Consider the following 17,842-nt stretch of genomic DNA (forward strand, 5'->3'; position numbering starts at 1 on the left):
TTGCCCCCTGAAACCGCAGGGTTGCGCGCAATTTAAGCCGCCAGCGGCAACCAAGCAAGCGCTTGGGCAGAAGATAGTTTCAACTGTTTACAAACCAAGCGCTTGCTTGGTAGCCTCCAGACACTTCTGTCGCAGGTTGCTGAGTCGGAGATAAAAATGCCCACCACCGTTCGCATCGGATGCGCCAGTGCATTCTGGGGAGACACCTCGACCGCCGCCGCGCAGTTAGTGGACGGCGGCAAGCTGGATTATCTGGTGTTCGATTACCTGGCCGAGATCACGATGTCGATCATGGCCGGGGCACGCATGAAGGACCCACAGGCGGGGTTTGCCGGCGACTTCATCGACGCGCTGACACCTCTGCTGCCACAACTGGCCGAGCAGAACATCCGCGTGATCAGCAATGCCGGCGGGATCAATCCGCAAGCCTGCGCCGCCGCCCTGCAAGCGGCCTGCGACAAGGCCGGCGTCGCACTGAAAATCGCCGTATTACTGGGCGATGATCTGCAACCACAGCTCAAACAGCTCAGCGGCATCACCGAAATGTTCAGCGGCGCCCCGCTGCCGCCAATGTGCGTGTCGACCAACGCCTACCTTGGCGCGCCGGGCATTGTCGAAGCGCTGCGCCTGGGCGCCGACATTGTCATCACTGGGCGCGTGGTCGACAGCGCGGTGGTCAGTGCGGCGCTGGTGCATGAATTCGGCTGGTCATGGCACGACTACGACAAACTCGCCCAGGCTGCGCTCGCCGGGCACATCATCGAATGCGGCGCGCAATGCACCGGCGGCAATTTCACCGATTGGCGCGAAGTGCCGGATTACGAGCACATCGGCTTTCCGATCGTGGAAGTCAGCGCCGACGGCCAGTTCATCGTCAGCAAACCGCAAGGCTCAGGCGGACTGGTCACCCCGCTGACTGTCGGCGAACAGATGCTGTATGAAATCGGCGATCCGCAGGCGTATCTGTTGCCCGATGTAGTCTGCGATTTCACTGGGGTCAGACTTCAGCAACAAGGCAAGAATGCCGTGCACGTCCACGGCGCCAAAGGCCTGCCACCAAGCGATAAATACAAGGTCAGCGCCACCTACCCGGAAGGGTTTCGTTGCACCGCCAGTTGCCTGATCGCCGGTATCGATGCAGTGGAAAAAGCGCAGCGGGTCAGTCAGGCGATTATCGACAAGACTTCGCAAATGTTCAGCCAGCGCGGCTGGGCGCCCTACAGCGAAATCAACATCGAACTGCTCGGCAGCGAAGCCACCTACGGCCCTCATGGCCAACGCCGCGACAGCCGCGAAGTGGTTATCAAGCTCGCCGTACGTCATCCAGACAAACAGGCGCTGGTACTGTTTTCCCGGGAGATTGCCCAGGCCGCCACCGGCATGGCGCCGGGGCTGACCGGCATCGTCGGCGGGCGGCCAACGGTGTATCCGCTGATTCGTCTGTTTTCATTCCTGATCGATAAAAGCGCCTGCACAGTACAGATCGACATGGCCGGTCAACGTTATCCATGCGCCCTGCCTTCGCTCAGCGCACTCGACAGCGCGGATTTGCCCCTGCCCCATCAGCCGCCCAAACCACAGGGCCGCGCCGATGCCAGTGTGGCGCTGGTGAAACTGGCCGTCGCGCGCTCCGGTGACAAGGGCAATCACAGCAACATTGGCGTGATGCCGCGCAAACCCGAATACCTGCCGTGGATCGCCGAAGCGCTGACCCCGGCCGTGGTTGTCGACTGGATGAGCCACGTACTCGACCCGATCCACGGCCGGGTCGAACGCTGGTATCTGCCCGGCACCCACAGCCTGAATTTTCTATTGGAAAACGCCCTCGGCGGTGGCGGCGTGGCCAGTCTGCGCATCGATCCGCAAGGCAAAGCCTTCGCCCAGCAACTGTTGGAAATCCAGATCCCGGTGCCGCAGAGCATCGCCGAACAGCTCGACTAGAGGATTGTTTGCATGGCTTACGCGTCGATTTTCAACGCCGGTCTGTTCAGCGGCCAGACCATCATCGTCACCGGTGGCGGCAGTGGCATCGGTCGCTGCACCGCCCATGAAGTGGCGGCCCTCGGCGCCAATGTACTGCTGGTCGGGCGCAAGCCGGAGAAACTGCAAAAGGTCACCGACGAAATCGCCGAGGACGGCGGCCGCGCGCACTGGAAGGCCTGCGATATCCGCGATGAAGAAGCGGTAAAACAACTGGTCAGCGAATTGATTGCTGAACACGGACCGATCCACGGTCTGGTCAACAATGCCGGCGGCCAGTACCCGTCGCCCTTGGCCTCGATCAATCAGAAAGGTTTCGAAACCGTGCTGCGCACCAATCTGGTCGGCGGTTTTCTGATGGCGCGGGAAGTGTTCAACCAGTCGATGAGCAAACACGGCGGCAACATCGTCAACATGCTCGCCGACATGTGGGGCGGCATGCCCGGCATGGGTCACTCTGGCGCGGCGCGGTCGGGCATGGACAACTTCACCAAAACTGCCGCGTTCGAATGGGGTTATGCCGGCGTGCGGGTCAACGCGGTGGCGCCGGGCTGGATTGCCTCCAGCGGCATGGACACTTACGAAGGCGCGTTCAAAGCGGTGATTCCGACCCTGCGCGAACACGTGCCGCTCAAGCGTATCGGCACCGAGTCGGAAGTCAGTGCGGCGATTGTTTTTTTGCTTAGCCCGGCCGCCGCATTTATCAGTGGCAGCACCTTGAAAATCGACGGCGCGGCCAGCCTCGGCAGCCGTGCATGGCCGTTGCACAAGGCGACCCACAGCGAGTCGTTCAACGGTTTCCACCGCGCGTATTTACCCGATGTGCTGAAGGACAAGGAGTAAGCCATGCCGCAGATCCAGTCCCGACTCGACCCGCACAGCGAAGCGTTTGCCCGCAACCGCTCGGCCATGCTCGCGGCGATCGAACATGTGCAGCAACTCGAACAGAGTCTGCTGAACAAGGCCACCGAAGCCAAAGCCAGGTTCGACAAGCGCGGGCAACTGCTGCCCCGTGAGCGCTTGAATCTGTTGCTCGATCCCGGCGCGCCGTTTCTCGAACTGGCCAGCCTCGCCGGCTACAAGTTGCACGACGACAAGGACGGCAGTTCCGCCGGTGGCGGACTGATCGCCGGTATCGGTTACGTCTGCGGCATTCGCGCGATGGTGGTGGCGAACAACAGCGCAATCAAGGGCGGGACGATCTCGCCCACTGGCCTGAAAAAATCCCTGCGCCTGCAACAGATCGCCCAGGAAAACAAACTCCCGGTGATCACCCTCGCCGAAAGTGGCGGCGCCAACCTCAATTACGCCGCCGAGATTTTTGTCGAAGGCGCGCGCAGTTTTGCCAATCAGGCGCGGATGTCGGCAATGGGTTTGCCGCAGATTACCGTGGTGCATGGTTCGGCCACAGCCGGTGGCGCTTATCAGCCGGGGTTGTCGGATTACGTGGTGGTCGTGCGCGGCAAGGCCAAGCTGTTTCTCGCCGGTCCGCCACTGCTGAAAGCGGCCACCGGCGAAGTCGCCACCGATGAAGAACTCGGTGGTGCCGAGATGCACGCGCAGGTCGCTGGAACGGCCGAGTACCTGGCGGAAAACGATGCCGATGGCGTGCGTCAGGTGCGCGAAATTCTCCGTATGCTGCCGTGGAACGAGCAACTGCCGTGGCTGCCGGAGCCACAATACAAAGAGCCGCTCTACCCCATCGATGAATTGCTCGGGCTGATCCCCGACGATCCGAAAAAACCTTACGACGTACGCGAAATCATCGCGCGCATTGCCGACGAATCCTGCTTCGTCGAATTCAAGGGCGAGTTCGATCAGCAAACAGTTTGCGGCCAGCTAAAGATTCAGGGCCGCGCCTGCGGGTTCATCGGCAACAACGGCCCGATCACACCCAACGGCGCGAGCAAAGCGGCGCAGTTCATTCAGTTGTGCGATCAGAGCCAGACGCCGCTGCTGTTCTTTCACAACACCACCGGTTTCATGGTCGGCACCGAATCCGAGCAGCAAGGCGTGATCAAACACGGCTCGAAACTGATTCAAGCGGTAGCCAATGCACGTGTGCCTAAACTGACGATGGTCGTCGGCGGTTCCTACGGTGCCGGCAACTATGCGATGTGCGGACGCGGACTCGATCCACGCTTCATCTTCGCCTGGCCGAACAGCCGCACGGCGGTGATGGGCGGTGCGCAGGCCGGCAAAGTCTTGCGCATCGTTACCGAAGCCAAGCAGTTGAAGGACGGCCTGACGCCAGACCCGAAAATGCTCGACATGCTCGAACAGGTCACCGCGCAGAAACTCGACAGCCAATCCACCGCGCTCTACGGCAGCGCCAATCTGTGGGATGACGGGCTGATCGACCCCCGCGACACGCGCACCCTGCTTGGCTACTTGCTGGACATCTGCCACGAGGCCGACATTCGCAAGCTGCAACCCAATAGCTTCGGCGTCAGCCGGTTCTGACCGCCACGGACCCTACGGAGAACAATAACAATGATCTTCACCCCGGAACACGAAGCCCTGCGCCGCACCGTCCGCCAGTTCGTCGAGCACGAGATCAATCCGCACGTCGATGAATGGGAAAAGGCCGGACGCTTCCCGATCCACGAGATTTTCCGCAAGGCCGGCGACCTCGGTTTGCTGGGTATTTCCAAACCGGAAAAATTCGGCGGCATGGGCCTCGACTACAGCTATTCGATTGTCGCCGCCGAAGAGTTCGGCACCATCCATTGCGGCGGCATTCCGATGTCGATCGGCGTGCAGACCGACATGTGTACGCCTGCCCTCGCCCGCTTCGGCTCCGATGAACTGCGCGAAGAATTCCTGCGCCCGGCAATCACTGGCGAACAGGTCGGCTGTATCGGTGTTTCCGAAGTAGGTGCCGGCTCTGATGTCGCCGGGCTGAAAACCACCGCGCGCAAGGACGGCGACGACTATGTGATCAACGGCAGCAAGATGTGGATCACCAACTCGCCGAGCGCCGATTTCATCTGCCTGCTGGCCAACACCTCGGACGACAAACCACACATCAACAAATCGCTGATCATGGTGCCGATGAACACGCCTGGGATCAGCCTCAGCTCGCACCTGGACAAGCTCGGCATGCGCAGCTCGGAAACCGCCCAGGTGTTTTTCGACAACGTGCGCGTGCCGCAGCGCAATCGCATCGGCCATGAAGGCGCCGGATTCATGATGCAGATGCTGCAGTTTCAGGAGGAACGTCTGTTCGGCGCGGCGAACATGATCAAGGGCCTGGAATATTGCGTCGACAGCACCATCGAGTACTGCAAGGAGCGCAAGACCTTCGGCAATCCGCTGATCGACAATCAGGTCATTCACTTCCGCCTCGCCGAATTGCAGACCGAAATCGAATGCCTGCGCGCGCTGGTCTATCAGGCCACCGAACAGTATGTAAAAGGCCAGGACGTCACGCGGCTGGCGTCAATGGCCAAGCTCAAGGCCGGACGCCTCGGCCGCGAAGTCAGCGACAGCTGCCTGCAATATTGGGGCGGCATGGGTTTCATGTGGGACAACCCGGTGGCCCGCGCCTACCGCGATGTCCGGCTGGTATCGATTGGCGGCGGCGCCGACGAGATCATGCTGGGGATTATCTGCAAACTGATGGGCATCCTCCCGGGGAAAAAGAAATGAGCAGCCTGCCGCAATGCCAGACGCTGTTGCTGGAACTGCATGGCGGCGTGCTGCACGTCACCCTCAATCGGCCGGACAGTCGTAATGCGATGAGCCTGCAGATGGTCAGCGAACTGCGCACGGTGCTGGCGGCTGTGCGTGATGACCGCGCTGTTCGGGCGTTGGTGCTCAGCGGTGCCGGCGGGCATTTTTGTGCCGGCGGCGATATCAAGGACATGGCCAACGCCCGCGCTCAGGGCACCGAGGCTTACCGCGATCTGAATCGCGCGTTCGGCGCCCTGCTGGAAGAAGCACAGCACGCACCGCAAGTGCTAATCGCTGTGCTGCAAGGCGCGGTGCTCGGCGGTGGTTTCGGTCTGGCCTGTATCAGCGACATCGCGATTGCCGATCATCAAGCGCAATTCGGTTTGCCGGAAACCAGTCTCGGTTTACTGCCGGCGCAGATTGCGCCGTTTGTGGTGCAGCGCATCGGCCTCACCGAAACCCGTCGACTGGCACTGACCTCCGCACGTTTCGATGGGCACCAGGCACGCCGTCTGGGGCTGGTGCATTTCGTCGAGCAGGATGCACAAGCGCTGGCTGAGCGGCAGGATGAGGTGTTGCAACATGTGCTGTGTTGCGCGCCGGAGGCGAATGCCATGACCAAGAAATTGTTGTTGGCGAGTGCCGGGCAGCCTTCAAGTGAATTGCTCGATGAGGCGGCGCAGTGGTTTAGCGAAGCGGTGACAGGCGACGAAGGGATCGAGGGCACCATGGCATTTGTGCAAAAGCGTAAACCTCGGTGGGCCACTTAAAAGCATCGCGAGCAGGCTCACTCCTACAGGGGAAATCCATTCCAAATGTAGGAGTGAGCCTGCTCGCGATGAGGCCATCACATTCACCGCCAAATACTCAGGAAGATCACCATGCCCGCCATCCACAAAATCCTGATCGCCAACCGCGGTGAAATCGCCTGCCGCATCCAGCGCACCGCCCAAGCCTTGGGCTATCGCACCGTCGCCGTCTTCAGCGATGCCGACGCCAAGGCCCTGCACGTTCAGATGGCTGACCAAGCCGTTCGCATTGGTCCGTCCCCCGTTCAACAGTCATACCTCAACATCCCTGCGATCCTCGACGCCGCTCGCCGCAGCGGCGCTGACGCGATCCATCCCGGCTACGGCTTTCTTTCGGAAAACGCCGAGTTCGCCCGCGCCTGCGAACAGGCCGGGCTGATCTTCATCGGCCCCAGCGTCGAAGCCATCGAATTGATGGGCAGCAAACGCCAGTCAAAAATCGCCATGCTCGAAGCGGGTGTGCCGTGCATCGCCGGTTATCAAGGTTCCGAACAGGACGATGCGACCCTGCTGCGTGAAGCGGAGCGCATTGGCTATCCGCTGATGATCAAGGCCAGTGCCGGCGGTGGCGGGCGCGGTATGCGCCTGCTGCACAGCGGCGCTGATTTGCCGGCGCAATTACGCACCGCGCGCTCCGAAGCACTGAACGGTTTCGGCAGCGACGAATTGATCCTCGAACAGGCATTGATCGAACCGCGGCATGTCGAAGTGCAGTTGTTCGGCGATCAGCACGGCAACCTGATCTACCTCGGCGAACGCGATTGCTCGATCCAGCGTCGCCATCAGAAAGTCATCGAGGAAGCGCCCTGCCCGGTGATGACCGCCGAACTGCGCCAGGCCATGGGTGAGGCAGCATTGAAGGCTGGCCGCGCAGTGAACTATGTCGGCGCCGGCACCGTGGAGTTTTTGCTCGATGCGCGCGGGCAGTTCTACTTTCTGGAGATGAACACGCGCCTGCAAGTCGAGCATCCGGTGACTGAATTGATCACCGGGCTGGATCTGGTCGCGTGGCAATTGCTGGTCGCCGAGGGGCAGCCGTTGCCGCTGACCCAGGACCAGGTGCAGCTCAACGGACATGCCATGGAAGTGCGGCTTTACGCCGAAGATCCCGCGCAAGACTTCCTCCCGCAAACCGGTCGAGTAGAAGCCTGGGAGCCGGCGCTGCAGCACGGTGCGCGAATCGATCATGGCTTGCTGGAAGGGCAATCGATCAGCCCGTTCTACGACCCGATGCTGGGCAAAGTGATCGCCTTTGGCGCCACCCGCGAAGAAGCCCGGCGCAAACTCTTGCGCGCGGTACAGGACACGGTGTTATTGGGCGTGCAAAGCAATCAACGCTTGCTGGCCAGCCTGTTGCAACATCCGCAGTTCATCAGTGGCGAATTCAGTACTGCGTTCATTGCCCGGTACTTTAGCGAACACCCTTGCTTGCACCGTTACATTGCGAATGCCGAGGAACTGGCGATTGCAGCGATGCTTTTCTATCAATCAAGCGCCCTCGCCCACCGCGCGCCGCTCACCGGCTGGCGCAACAATGCCAGTGTGCCGCTGCATTATCGACTCGGGCTTGATGATCAGAACTGGACAGCGCAACTGCTCGCTCACGCGCAAGGCGCCTTCACCGTGCAGGTTGCCGAGCGCACGCTCGAGTTAAAACTCATCGACCAGGACACGCAATCGCTGACACTGGAACTCGACGGTTTGCGCCAGCGTCACGCGTATCGACTGGATAGCGGGCACCTTTGGCTGTTCAGCCATCCCGGCAGTCTGCACCTGGAGTATCGAACTCACGCGGTGATCGACAGTCAGACCAGCGTCAGCTCCGGCACTCTGAAAGCGCCGATGGACGGCGCCATCGTCGACGTTCTCGTCAGCGAAGGCAGTCCGGTCAGTAAAGGTCAGTTGCTGGTGGTGCTGGAGGCAATGAAAATGGAGCACCCGCTCAAGGCCGGCATCGACGGCGTTATCAAGCGGGTGCAGGTCAAGGTCGGCGATCAGGTAAAAAATCGTCAGGTTCTGTTACAGGTCGAGTAGTCGCCCACACGCCCGTGCGGGTTTTGACTACGCTCTGAGTTATCAGAACGCGGAAATCAGGAACCCTGCGATGCCTCACTGGCTGGTCATAGATCTGGAAGCCACCACCGATGAGGGTGGCTGGCCAGTCACCGAAATGGAAATTATCGAGATCGGCGCCACCCTGGTCGATCGCGCCGGGCGCGAGCAGGATCACTTCCAGCGTTTCGTCAAACCGACGCGACGGCCGTTGCTCACGCCTTTCTGTCGTGAACTGACACACATCACCCAAGCCAATATCGACTCGGCACAGCCGTTGACTGAAGTCTGGCCGGCGTTCGAACGCTGGCTCACGCAACATCAGACACGCCTTGAAGGCTGGGCCAGTTGGGGCGATTACGACCGCAAGCAGTTGTTGCAGGAATGGCAGCGTCTGCAAATCGACAGTGGCTTGAGCAAGGTGCCGCACATGAATCTCAAACAACGCTTCGCCAAGGCCCGCCGCCTGGAGCGTCCATTAGGCCTCAACGGTGCGCTGCAATTGGCTGGCATGCAGTTCAGCGGCCAGCAGCACCGGGCGCTGGAAGATGCGCGCAACACCGCGCGGTTGTTGCCACTGGTCTTGCCACTCTAGGGTCAATTCGAGAACTAACCGGACAGACGCCGGGCAGGTGACGGCGCGAAAAGCCTTGTGCATACTGGCCGCCTCCAATTTCTAACCCTTTTCGAGGAATCGCCCATGTTTAAAGTCAACGAGTACTTCGACGGCACCGTCAAGTCGATCGCCTTTGGCACCGCTGAAGGTCCGGCGACCATCGGCGTCATGGCCCCGGGCGAATACGAATTCGGCACCGCTCAGCGTGAAATCATGCATGTGGTTTCCGGCGCACTGACCGTCAAACTGCCCGACAGCAGCGACTGGGAAACCTTCGCCGCCGGCAGCCAGTTCAACGTCCCGGCCAACAGCAAGTTCCAGCTGAAAGTTGCGGTCGACACCGCTTACCTGTGCGAGTACCGCGGCTAAACCCACGGCTTTCACTGCGATAAAAAATGCCCGTGTCCAAGGACACGGGCATTTTCGTTTCAGAGACGGATTACTCGAGAATCTCCACCGGCATGCCGACTTCGAGTCGGCCATTGTTGTCGTTGACCAGATTCTGGCCGAACATCGCACCATCGGCTTCGGCGCGGTACTTCTGCAAGGTGGCCAGAGGCTCGCGATCGGCACTGCGCTCACCGGTTTGCGGGTCGATGGTGGTGAGGATGCAACGCGAACACGGCTTGACCACGCGAAACTCGACGTCACCGATGCGAATGCGCTTCCAACTGTCTTCGGCATAAGCCTCACTGCCTTCGATCACCAGGTTCGGCCGAAAACGCAGCATTTCCAGCGGTCGTCCGACCTTTTGTGCAAGATCCTGCAGGGATGCCGCGCCGATCAACAACAGTGGAAATCCGTCAGCGAACGCAACCTGATCGTCATCCTTGCCGAAGCCTGCCTGGGTGGTCCGGGCGCGATCCAGCGGCACCTGCACCAGCCGGGTCGGCTTGCCGATGAAATCGCTGACCCAGCGCGCCGCCTCATCACCGGCATCCGGCACGCGCAAGGTGTCACGCCAGATCGTCACGCCGCGCAGTTCGGCATCGTTGCCCGGCAAGGCGATTTCGATGGGAGGCTGTTGCGGCGCACTAAGGCTCAGACCGCCCTGCGCATTCCATAGCGCCGACAACTGACTCATCTTCGCTTCAGCGCGCTGGGTAAGAAAGCGGCCGCTGGCCTCGTCCACGAGCATCCAGCGTCGATCGCCATCAAGCCCCAGCTTGTCGAGATCAACACTTTGCAGCACATCGACTTTGCCGGATTTCAACGGGTAACGATAAAGCGCGCTCAGACGCAGCATGGCCAGCTCCCTGAAGGGTAAAAACGCCACCCTATACGAGCTTGATCAGGAATCAAAGAGCAATAACTGTAGGAGTGAGCCTGCTCGCGATAGCGGTGTGTCAGGTAATGATTCGGGGCTGACACACCGCGATCGCGAGCAGGCTCACTCCTACAATGGGTGTGTGATCAGGCCGGAACTTCGTCGAGCATCAGACGCTGGCGAACGACGTCGACCAGTTTGTCCGGCTGGAATTTGGAGAGGAAGTTGTCGCAGCCGACCTTCTTCACCATCGAGTCGTTGAAGCTACCGGACAGCGAGGTATGCAGCACCACGTACAAGCCACGCAGACGCGGATCGTTACGAATTTCGGTGGTCAGGCGATAGCCGTCCATTTCCGGCATTTCCGCATCGGTGAAGATCATCAGCAGCTTGTCGGTCATGTTCACGCCGGTATCCGCCCAGGCCTTGAGCATGTTCAACGCCTTCAGGCCATCGCTGGCAATGTGCATTTTTACCCCGAGCTGGCCGAGGGTGTCGCGCAATTGCGAAAGTGCCACGTTGGAGTCGTCCACCAACAGCACTTCACGGCCACGGGCGCGCTCGAGCACCGGATCATCGAGTTTTTCACGCGAGACCTTGGCGTTGTACGGGACGATTTCGGCGAGGACTTTCTCGACGTCGATGATTTCCACCAGTTGATCGTCGACCTTGCTGATCGCGGTCAGATAGTGCTGACGCCCGGCGCTGGTCGGCGGCGGCAGAATGGCTTCCCAGTTCATGTTGACGATGCGATCCACACCGCCCACCAGGAAGGCCTGCACCGAGCGGTTGTATTCGGTGACGATGATCGTGCTGTTGGGCCCCGGCACCAACGGACGCATACCGATCGCCTGCGACAGATCGATCACCGGCAAGGTCTGACCGCGCAGATTGACCACTCCGCATACAAACGGGTGACGCTGCGGCATCAAAGTCAGTTTCGGCAGTTGCAGCACTTCCTGAACCTTGAACACGTTGATCGCGAACAACTGACGCCCGGCCAGTCGAAACATGAGAATTTCCAGGCGATTCTCACCCACCAGTTGCGTGCGTTGGTCTACCGTGTCGAGAATGCCGGCCATCAATGACTCCTGGGCTTGTTCTGATGAATTCACTATGTGAGGTTATCGGCGGCAAATCGCAGTTCTTGATTGCCATACCCGACCCCATCAAAAATGCCATGAACAGGCATTGATGTCACATTAACATCATGGTTTACTGGCCCGGTGATTTTCATCTGCTACATTCTCTGCGGCGCGACCTCGGTTTGCACGGTAGGTTCCCGCGCCTAAGGGATTCCCCTAGTAACAATCAGGCCCAACCTGATATTCGCAATATCCAATAGCCATTAATGTGACGCCATTCTCATTGCATGAACGGAGTCAGGCTATTGTGTGCGATCGCAGTTCAGTGGAAACAAGCCCTCTGGAACCTCTCAGTCTGTGCACTTGCACGTCTGGGCGCGATCTCCCGACGATTCACGATCGTCGCCACACACGGCATTCCCTCATCAGACATGACGTTGTGGAGATAAGCATGCCAATGGACCGCAAAGAGTGGGTACAACGCTTCCCCGAATTCCTTGTCGAGGCCGAGCAACTCCTGGCCAAGTCCGAAGAATGCCTCAGCCACCTGCAATTGATCAGCAATGACAAGGACGCCATCGAGTGCATGCTCAGTACTCTGCTGAAACTCGCACGCAGGGCTGAAGCCCTCGCGCTTGAGGCGATTTCCGAGTTTTCCCTGCACATTTACAGTCTGCTCAACCTCAATCAGGAACACGTCGACCTTCACGAACAGGCCCTGCAGGCCTTGCAGGATTGCTTCACATTGATGGCCTGGCAGCTTGAACTGGTCGATCAGCAGACCGGGCAACTGAGTCTGGATGAAAGTGAGCAGGCTTTGCTGCTCGAAGCATTCGCCTTCCAGGTCAGCCAAAGCCGCCATCAGCCGCCCCGGACGGGCAAACGTTTGCCCCAACTGCCCTACTCGGGACAAGCCTGACCCGCACTCGGTACCCGCGCAAGCACTTGGAACACAAGCGTTGAACGTCGCAATTGAATAGTTCATACCTGCCAGCGACAAGTCGAACTAAATAATCACTGAAAGCCGACGCCGATATTTTGTGCCGGCCTCAGGGTTTACCTGTGTGCAAACAAGCACAACTTCAGGCAACACTGACATCTATCGAACACAACAAATCGACTTTTCCATTATGGAACTTGCGTCCAATATCACGTATTTCCTGACTCAATGGACATATATAGCAAACGCGACCAACGGTATCTTAAGTGGTATTATGCCGCCCATTAGTTGCTTTCAAATTAGTGGCACAGTGACTTCAGAGATCGCTGTCCACTGATAGTTGGCGGCCAATACGTTTACTGAACCGCGTTGAAATCAATAATATAATTGACAGCATTTTCAGACAGAGACCCGTCAGCCTCCGGCCGGTCTGCCCGCAGCGAACATCCATTGGCTCCATCCGTTATGTACGCCAGCCTCAAGTCAATCACTACATGGCCACCCTCCCGCGAAAATGCTCGCCGGTTCACACTCATACTGTGTGTCGCGGCCACGCTCGGCAGTCTGCTGACCTACGCTCTTTCAACACCACTTTGCCTGGGATTGCTGCTGCTCGAGATCGCTGCTACTGCGTGCGTCTGGGTGCAATATCGACTGTCACGCAAATCAATCAAGTTTCAGCCGCAGGAACTCGCTGACCGCTTGCTGGAAGTCCAGGAAAACGAGCGCCATCGCCTCAGCCGCGAACTGCATGACGATATCGGCCAACTGCTAACGGCCGCCAAACTGCAAAGCGAATGGCTCAAGCGGCGCATGCCCGACGACTTGCAGGAACAATGCACCGCGTTGTGCGACACCCTGGAAGAAACCCTCAACAAGGTGCGCGACGTTTCAGCCATTCTCAACCCACGCCAGTTGACCAGCCTGGGACTTGAAGCCAGCCTGCGTGCGCACCTGCTCAAGACATTGGCCAACACTAACGTGCACTGGAGCCTCGATTGCCAGCAGCGGCTCAATGGCATTCCGGAAGAAATGGCAGTCGCCGCCTTTCGTATTACCCAAGAGGCTGTTACCAATATCCTGCGTCATGCCCAGGCAAAAAATCTGGTGATACGCGTGCAACGTCTGCCCAAAGGTCTGACGTTGCTGATCAGCGATGACGGCCTGGGATTCGCCCCGGCGGCCAACCCCGGTCGTGAAGGACAACGAGGCATGGCCGGGATGGCCGAACGAATCGAGCAACTGGGTGGCACCCTGAACGTCATCAGCGAACCGGGCAAAGGCACTCAAATCGAAGCACTCTTCCCGTGGGCGCCACGCGCACTCGAGCGGGCCAGTACGAATAAGGTTATGCGTTGACTTGCAACTTACTTCTGGTGGATGACCACTCGCTGATCAGGGCCGGCGTGCGCGCTCTGGTGCTGGATATTCCCGGTTACGCGGTGATTGGCGAGGCCAATGACGGTTCGCAGCTGCTCGAAATGGTCGAGCAACTGAATCCGGATATCGTGTTGCTGGATATCTCCATGAAAGAAACCGGTGGCCTGGAAGCCCTGCAACGGCTCAAGCGGGTACGCCCGCAGAGCAAGGTGCTGATCCTGTCGATGCACACCGATCCGGCGCTGATCATGCAGGCGCTGGAATCCGGCGCCCACGGCTACCTGCTCAAGGACACCACAGCGACAGAACTTGAGCATGCACTGGAAGCCTTGCGCAACAACGAGCGCTACCTGAGCCCGGCCATCGCCCATACCGTGATCAATCAAGCCCTGACCCGTAATCAGAAGCAGCAGCCGGAGGCAGCCGACTCGCACAATCTGACCGCGCGCCAACTGGAAATCCTGCGCTTGATCGTGCGCGGAAAATCCACCCGGGAAATCGCCAATGGCCTGGGCCTGAGCATCAAGACTGTCGAGACCCACCGTTCACAGATCATGAAGCGACTGCAAATCTACGACGTGGCGGGTCTGGTGCTGTTCGCCGTGCGTGAGCAGATCATCAGCCTGGACGACTGACCAGCCCGGCGCTGCTCAACAAGGGAGAATGTTCCGGCAAATGCACGCGCAACGCCGCCGGACGCGCCTCGAATCGCATGCTGTCACCTTCGAGCGGTTCGCCATCAAGATTGATGCACAGCCCCTCGGCCACCTTGATTTCGACCCATGGCAAACGGGTGCGAACAAACATGTTGTCGATCCCGAAGCCATCGCTGAGCAGCGTCTTCAAGGTGCCCACCAACTCCTGTGGCGCCGGCAGAATACTGATATCCAGCAAGCCATCATCGGCCAGCGCCTCCGGGCACAACACGTGTCCACCGCCGGCCTGTCGGCCATTGCCGATACCCAGTGCCAACAGCTCGCCACGCCAGTGAAAATCCGGCCCCTGAAGTTCGCCGTAAGCGGCATGCAGCTCGCTGAATCGTGACAAGCCAGTGAACAGATAGGCAGCACCGCCAAGTACTTTTTTCAAGTCCTCGGAGGTATTGGCCGTGACCTGGCTGCCGAAACCACCGGTGGCCATGTTGAGAAAAATCTGCCCGCCCACTTCACCCAGATCGATGGCGCGCGGTGGCACATCGAGCAGCTCAAGGGCTTCGGCAGGCTCCAGTGGTACGCCGGCGGCACGGGAAAAATCGTTGGCAGTGCCCAAAGGCAGGAGTACGAGACTGGCTTTGCCAGGATGCGCGGCGAGCGCTTCGGCGATATCGCGCAAGGTGCCATCGCCGCCCCCGGCAATGATTTTCGTGTAGCCGTCAGCCAAGGCTTGTTCTACCCAGCGCTGTGCGTCCCCTGCCTCCCAGGTCAGACGCACGGCCAGCTCCCAGCCTTGCTTGCGCTTGTCCTCGACGGCGGTGCGTACCGCCTCGTTGATTGCCTGCTTGCCATGCAGAATCAACAGCGCCCGGCGTTCACTCATAACATCACTCCCAAATTGATCGGTTAAGACATCTTGACCACTGGCGCACGCAAAAAAGCCGTCATACCCGTAATTAATTCAGCCTCCTGGCGCCGGACGTCCTACACAGCGGTACTTTTTCTTACAAAACATGCGGAATCGGCTTAATTGACCCGGTTCGAGCATTGAGTCACCGTGTGTTGGCGGTATCGATTTTCAATCCAACACACAGGGACGTGCATGTAATGAGTGGATACACCCCATGGGCTCTTGCCGGTTCGAGAGCTGGAAAAGGTTGCAAGCAAACAGTTGAAACAATCGGTGGATGCTTCCATGCCTGGTCATGAAGCGAGAATACCCATGAGCCCGGTTGGCCCCATTGTCGAAAGTCGCGCGAATCACAAGTCCGATTTCAAAAACAGCGCCAGAACCACTGGAGAAGTTGATATGGAACCCCGTGTTACCGAGCTGGAAACCCATCTCAAATACCTTCGACGGGACATGGACGAAATTCGCGGTGATGTCCGAACGATCAAACACCGGCTTGCCTACTCGGCGGGTGCAACAGCGGTAGTGCTGGGTTTGCTGGGCTGGGTGGCCAATAGCCGATTCGATCAGCTTGTGACATTGATCAGCAATTAATTGAATCAGTCATTGCAGGCGCCGCCTGAGTCAGCCGACGCCTGCATTTACGAGATAGCGATCAGTCGAGCAAGTCACTCAGCGGGATGAAGACCACTTCGTCTCCGACGCTCAGCGTGCGACCTTCCAGCACTTCGACCAATCCATCTGCCCACGCGGCGCTACGCAGTACACCTGAGCTCTGGTTGCGGTAGACAGTCGCCCGTCCTTGCTCAAGACGGCCTCGCAGGTACTCACGCCGATTGCCTGCCACCGGCCAGTCAAACCCCGCTGGCACGGTGAACTTCAGCGGCTCGACGACCCGAACGCCCTGACGGCGTAACAGATAAGGCCGAGTGAGCAGCGCAAAGGTCACCAGTGTCGACGCCGGGTTGCCTGGCAAGCCAATGACCGGCACGTTGCGGAAATGGCCAAAAGTTAGCGGTTTTCCGGGTTTGATCGCCAGCTTCCAAAGGGCAAGCTCGCCCTCTTCACGCAATGCGACACCCAAAAAATCCGCCTCACCCACCGACACGCCACCGGTGGAAAGAATCAGATCAACATCCTGCAACTCACCCAGACGCGCTCGGGTTGTGGCCAGATCGTCCGGAAGAATACCGGCATCAACTACCTCACAGCCCAGGCGTTGCAGCCAACTGCACAGCAACACTCGATTGCTGTTGTATATCTGTCCCGGCCCCAGGGCCTGGCCCGGCTCAACCAATTCATCGCCAGTGGAAATCACCGCGACACGAACCTTGCGCACGACCTTCAACCCGGCACAGCCCAACGATGCGGCTAATCCCTGCTCTATCGGACCCAGCCGAGTTCCGGCGGGCAGGATCAGTTCACCGACTGTGGTTTCCTGACCTTGCGGGCGAATGTTCTGCCCGGCCTTCATCGGTTCAAGGAAACGCACCCTTTCATCGGTTTGAACCTCAGCGTTTTCCTGCATTTCCACGCAATCAGCGCCCGCGGGCACCGGCGCCCCGGTGAAGATCCGTGCACAGGTGCCCGGCTTCAGCGGTTCGGGGGATTGCCCGGCAAACACCTTCTGACTGACCGGCATCGGTTCGCCCGTCCAGTCGGTCAGATTCAGCGCATAACCGTCCATGGCACTGTTTGGCCAGGGTGGCAGATCCAGCGTCGAAATCAGGTCTTCGCTCAGCACACGCCCCTGAACCTGAGCCAGCGGCAAATACTCATGCTCGACAATCAGCGAGGCCTCGGCCATGTCGAGCAGGCGCTCCAGCGCCAGCTCGACCGGCATCAGCGCTCCGGTCTTGCCCGGCTTACCCACGGGATTCACAAGGCGCTGCCTGCTTCAAATGAGTCACGAAGTTGCACGGACGATGACGCGCGTCCAACTGCTCGCCCAGGATGCCATCCCAACCGGTGCGTACGGCATTGGTCGAACCTGGCAAACAGCACACCAGCGTGCCGTTGGCCAGACCGGCCAGCGCCCGGGACTGAACTGTCGAGGTACCGATATCGGCTACCGAAATCTGCCGGAACAACTCCCCAAACCCGTCGACCTGTTTATCCAGCAGGCAGGCAACCGCTTCCGGCGTGCTGTCACGACCGGTAAATCCGGTACCGCCGGTGATCAGCACGACCTGCACGACATCGTCGGCAATCCAGCTGGCGACTTGCGCGCGAATTTTGTAGAGGTCATCTTTGAGCAAAACCCGCTCCGCCAAACGGTGGCCCGCCGCCGTCAAGCGATCGACGAAGACCTGGCCTGAGGTGTCGGTTTCCAGAGTTCGGGTGTCACTGACTGTCAGCACCGCAATATTGAGCGGCACGAAAGGTACATCAGCCTTGGCTTTCATAGGCTCGTCCAGTTGTAGGAGAAACAGCCCGGTGTTATATCACAGCGCCCTATTTTTTCGCCGCCCCTCT

17 protein-coding genes are annotated in these 17,842 nt (G+C 59.3%); 12 read left to right on the forward strand and 5 right to left on the reverse strand.

Translation table 11 applies throughout. From position 1 onward, the window contains the following. The first annotated feature begins 156 nt into the window (after nt 1-156). From J0G10_RS21180 to ppnP, 8 genes are all read left to right on the forward strand, one after another. Nucleotides 157-1,941 (forward strand): acyclic terpene utilization AtuA family protein, encoded by a 1,785-nt coding sequence (locus J0G10_RS21180; RefSeq protein WP_095048427.1) that lies wholly within the window; start codon nt 157-159, stop codon nt 1,939-1,941. A 12-nt stretch (nt 1,942-1,953) separates the two neighbouring features. Continuing rightward, entirely contained in the window at nt 1,954-2,823 is an 870-nt protein-coding gene (locus tag J0G10_RS21185; protein WP_220556639.1) for an SDR family oxidoreductase, read from the forward strand. 3 nt (nt 2,824-2,826) lie between these two features. Then, complete coding sequence (atuC, locus tag J0G10_RS21190) at nt 2,827-4,443, forward strand: geranyl-CoA carboxylase subunit beta (protein WP_095048429.1); 1,617 nt, start codon at nt 2,827-2,829, stop codon at nt 4,441-4,443. A 30-nt stretch (nt 4,444-4,473) separates the two neighbouring features. Beyond that, nucleotides 4,474-5,631, forward strand: coding sequence for a citronellyl-CoA dehydrogenase (gene atuD, locus J0G10_RS21195; RefSeq protein ID WP_095048430.1), 1,158 nt, complete (start codon nt 4,474-4,476; stop codon nt 5,629-5,631). Then, a complete protein-coding gene (locus tag J0G10_RS21200) occupies nt 5,628-6,425 on the forward strand; it encodes an enoyl-CoA hydratase/isomerase family protein (protein ID WP_220556640.1) in 798 nt (265 codons plus the stop codon). The genes atuD and J0G10_RS21200 overlap by 4 nt, the downstream gene beginning before the upstream one ends. Nucleotides 6,426-6,536: 111 nt before the next feature. Beyond that, entirely contained in the window at nt 6,537-8,498 is a 1,962-nt protein-coding gene (locus tag J0G10_RS21205) for an acetyl/propionyl/methylcrotonyl-CoA carboxylase subunit alpha (RefSeq protein ID WP_220556641.1), read from the forward strand. A gap of 70 nt (nt 8,499-8,568) precedes the next feature. Then, nucleotides 8,569-9,111: an exonuclease domain-containing protein gene (locus J0G10_RS21210; RefSeq protein WP_220556642.1), complete on the forward strand. Its 543-nt coding sequence runs from the start codon at nt 8,569-8,571 to the stop codon at nt 9,109-9,111. Between the two features lie 105 nt (nt 9,112-9,216). After that, complete coding sequence (ppnP, locus tag J0G10_RS21215; RefSeq protein WP_003226701.1) at nt 9,217-9,501, forward strand: pyrimidine/purine nucleoside phosphorylase; 285 nt, start codon at nt 9,217-9,219, stop codon at nt 9,499-9,501. A gap of 70 nt (nt 9,502-9,571) precedes the next feature. On the opposite strand, the gene J0G10_RS21220 is transcribed toward ppnP, so the two are convergent. Continuing rightward, complete coding sequence (locus tag J0G10_RS21220) at nt 9,572-10,378, reverse strand: MOSC domain-containing protein (protein WP_220556643.1); 807 nt, start codon at nt 10,376-10,378, stop codon at nt 9,572-9,574. A gap of 167 nt (nt 10,379-10,545) precedes the next feature. Next, entirely contained in the window at nt 10,546-11,481 is a 936-nt protein-coding gene (locus tag J0G10_RS21225) for a chemotaxis protein CheV (protein ID WP_064391361.1), read from the reverse strand. A 454-nt stretch (nt 11,482-11,935) separates the two neighbouring features. On the opposite strand from J0G10_RS21225, the gene J0G10_RS21230 reads away from it, so the two are divergent. From J0G10_RS21230 to J0G10_RS21240, 3 genes are all read left to right on the forward strand, one after another. Continuing rightward, nucleotides 11,936-12,403 carry a hypothetical protein gene (locus J0G10_RS21230; RefSeq protein WP_095048435.1) on the forward strand — a complete coding sequence of 156 codons (468 nt, stop codon included), beginning with the start codon at nt 11,936-11,938 and terminating at the stop codon, nt 12,401-12,403. A 486-nt stretch (nt 12,404-12,889) separates the two neighbouring features. Continuing rightward, nucleotides 12,890-13,783, forward strand: coding sequence for a sensor histidine kinase (locus J0G10_RS21235; RefSeq protein ID WP_095048436.1), 894 nt, complete (start codon nt 12,890-12,892; stop codon nt 13,781-13,783). Continuing rightward, nucleotides 13,780-14,439 carry a response regulator gene (locus tag J0G10_RS21240; protein WP_093435094.1) on the forward strand — a complete coding sequence of 220 codons (660 nt, stop codon included), beginning with the start codon at nt 13,780-13,782 and terminating at the stop codon, nt 14,437-14,439. Before J0G10_RS21235 ends, J0G10_RS21240 begins: the two co-directional genes overlap by 4 nt. On the opposite strand, the gene yegS is transcribed toward J0G10_RS21240, so the two are convergent. Then, a complete protein-coding gene (gene yegS, locus J0G10_RS21245; RefSeq protein WP_220556644.1) occupies nt 14,423-15,340 on the reverse strand; it encodes a lipid kinase YegS in 918 nt (305 codons plus the stop codon). The genes J0G10_RS21240 and yegS overlap by 17 nt on opposite strands. Nucleotides 15,341-15,652: 312 nt before the next feature. On the opposite strand from yegS, the gene J0G10_RS21250 reads away from it, so the two are divergent. Then, entirely contained in the window at nt 15,653-15,961 is a 309-nt protein-coding gene (locus tag J0G10_RS21250; RefSeq protein ID WP_175559630.1) for a hypothetical protein, read from the forward strand. A gap of 61 nt (nt 15,962-16,022) precedes the next feature. On the opposite strand, the gene J0G10_RS21255 is transcribed toward J0G10_RS21250, so the two are convergent. Together J0G10_RS21255 and moaB are read right to left on the reverse strand one after the other, a co-directional pair. Continuing rightward, nucleotides 16,023-17,249 carry a molybdopterin molybdotransferase MoeA gene (locus J0G10_RS21255; protein WP_220556645.1) on the reverse strand — a complete coding sequence of 409 codons (1,227 nt, stop codon included), beginning with the start codon at nt 17,247-17,249 and terminating at the stop codon, nt 16,023-16,025. After that, complete coding sequence (gene moaB / locus J0G10_RS21260; protein WP_095048438.1) at nt 17,233-17,772, reverse strand: molybdenum cofactor biosynthesis protein B; 540 nt, start codon at nt 17,770-17,772, stop codon at nt 17,233-17,235. The genes J0G10_RS21255 and moaB overlap by 17 nt, the downstream gene beginning before the upstream one ends. Between the last annotated feature and the right edge of the window lie 70 nt (nt 17,773-17,842).

The sequence above is a fragment of the Pseudomonas germanica genome (genome assembly GCF_019614655.1).
Classification (GTDB): Bacteria; Pseudomonadota; Gammaproteobacteria; order Pseudomonadales; family Pseudomonadaceae; genus Aquipseudomonas; species Aquipseudomonas neuropathica.

Excerpts from the sequence above, each read along its gene's own strand:
- J0G10_RS21220 (WP_220556643.1), bottom strand. The coding sequence starts at position 10,378 with ATGCTGCGTCTGAGCGCGCTTTATCGTTACCCGTTGAAATCCGGCAAA.
- ppnP (WP_003226701.1), top strand. The coding sequence starts at position 9,217 with ATGTTTAAAGTCAACGAGTACTTCGACGGCACCGTCAAGTCGATCGCC.
- J0G10_RS21230 (WP_095048435.1), top strand. The coding sequence starts at position 11,936 with ATGCCAATGGACCGCAAAGAGTGGGTACAACGCTTCCCCGAATTCCTT.
- yegS (WP_220556644.1), bottom strand. The coding sequence starts at position 15,340 with ATGAGTGAACGCCGGGCGCTGTTGATTCTGCATGGCAAGCAGGCAATC.
- J0G10_RS21205 (WP_220556641.1), top strand. The coding sequence starts at position 6,537 with ATGCCCGCCATCCACAAAATCCTGATCGCCAACCGCGGTGAAATCGCC.
- J0G10_RS21210 (WP_220556642.1), top strand. The coding sequence starts at position 8,569 with ATGCCTCACTGGCTGGTCATAGATCTGGAAGCCACCACCGATGAGGGT.
- J0G10_RS21180 (WP_095048427.1), top strand. The coding sequence starts at position 157 with ATGCCCACCACCGTTCGCATCGGATGCGCCAGTGCATTCTGGGGAGAC.
- J0G10_RS21235 (WP_095048436.1), top strand. The coding sequence starts at position 12,890 with ATGTACGCCAGCCTCAAGTCAATCACTACATGGCCACCCTCCCGCGAA.
- moaB (WP_095048438.1), bottom strand. The coding sequence starts at position 17,772 with ATGAAAGCCAAGGCTGATGTACCTTTCGTGCCGCTCAATATTGCGGTG.
- J0G10_RS21250 (WP_175559630.1), top strand. The coding sequence starts at position 15,653 with ATGCCTGGTCATGAAGCGAGAATACCCATGAGCCCGGTTGGCCCCATT.
- J0G10_RS21225 (WP_064391361.1), bottom strand. The coding sequence starts at position 11,481 with ATGGCCGGCATTCTCGACACGGTAGACCAACGCACGCAACTGGTGGGT.
- atuC (WP_095048429.1), top strand. The coding sequence starts at position 2,827 with ATGCCGCAGATCCAGTCCCGACTCGACCCGCACAGCGAAGCGTTTGCC.
- atuD (WP_095048430.1), top strand. The coding sequence starts at position 4,474 with ATGATCTTCACCCCGGAACACGAAGCCCTGCGCCGCACCGTCCGCCAG.
- J0G10_RS21185 (WP_220556639.1), top strand. The coding sequence starts at position 1,954 with ATGGCTTACGCGTCGATTTTCAACGCCGGTCTGTTCAGCGGCCAGACC.
- J0G10_RS21200 (WP_220556640.1), top strand. The coding sequence starts at position 5,628 with ATGAGCAGCCTGCCGCAATGCCAGACGCTGTTGCTGGAACTGCATGGC.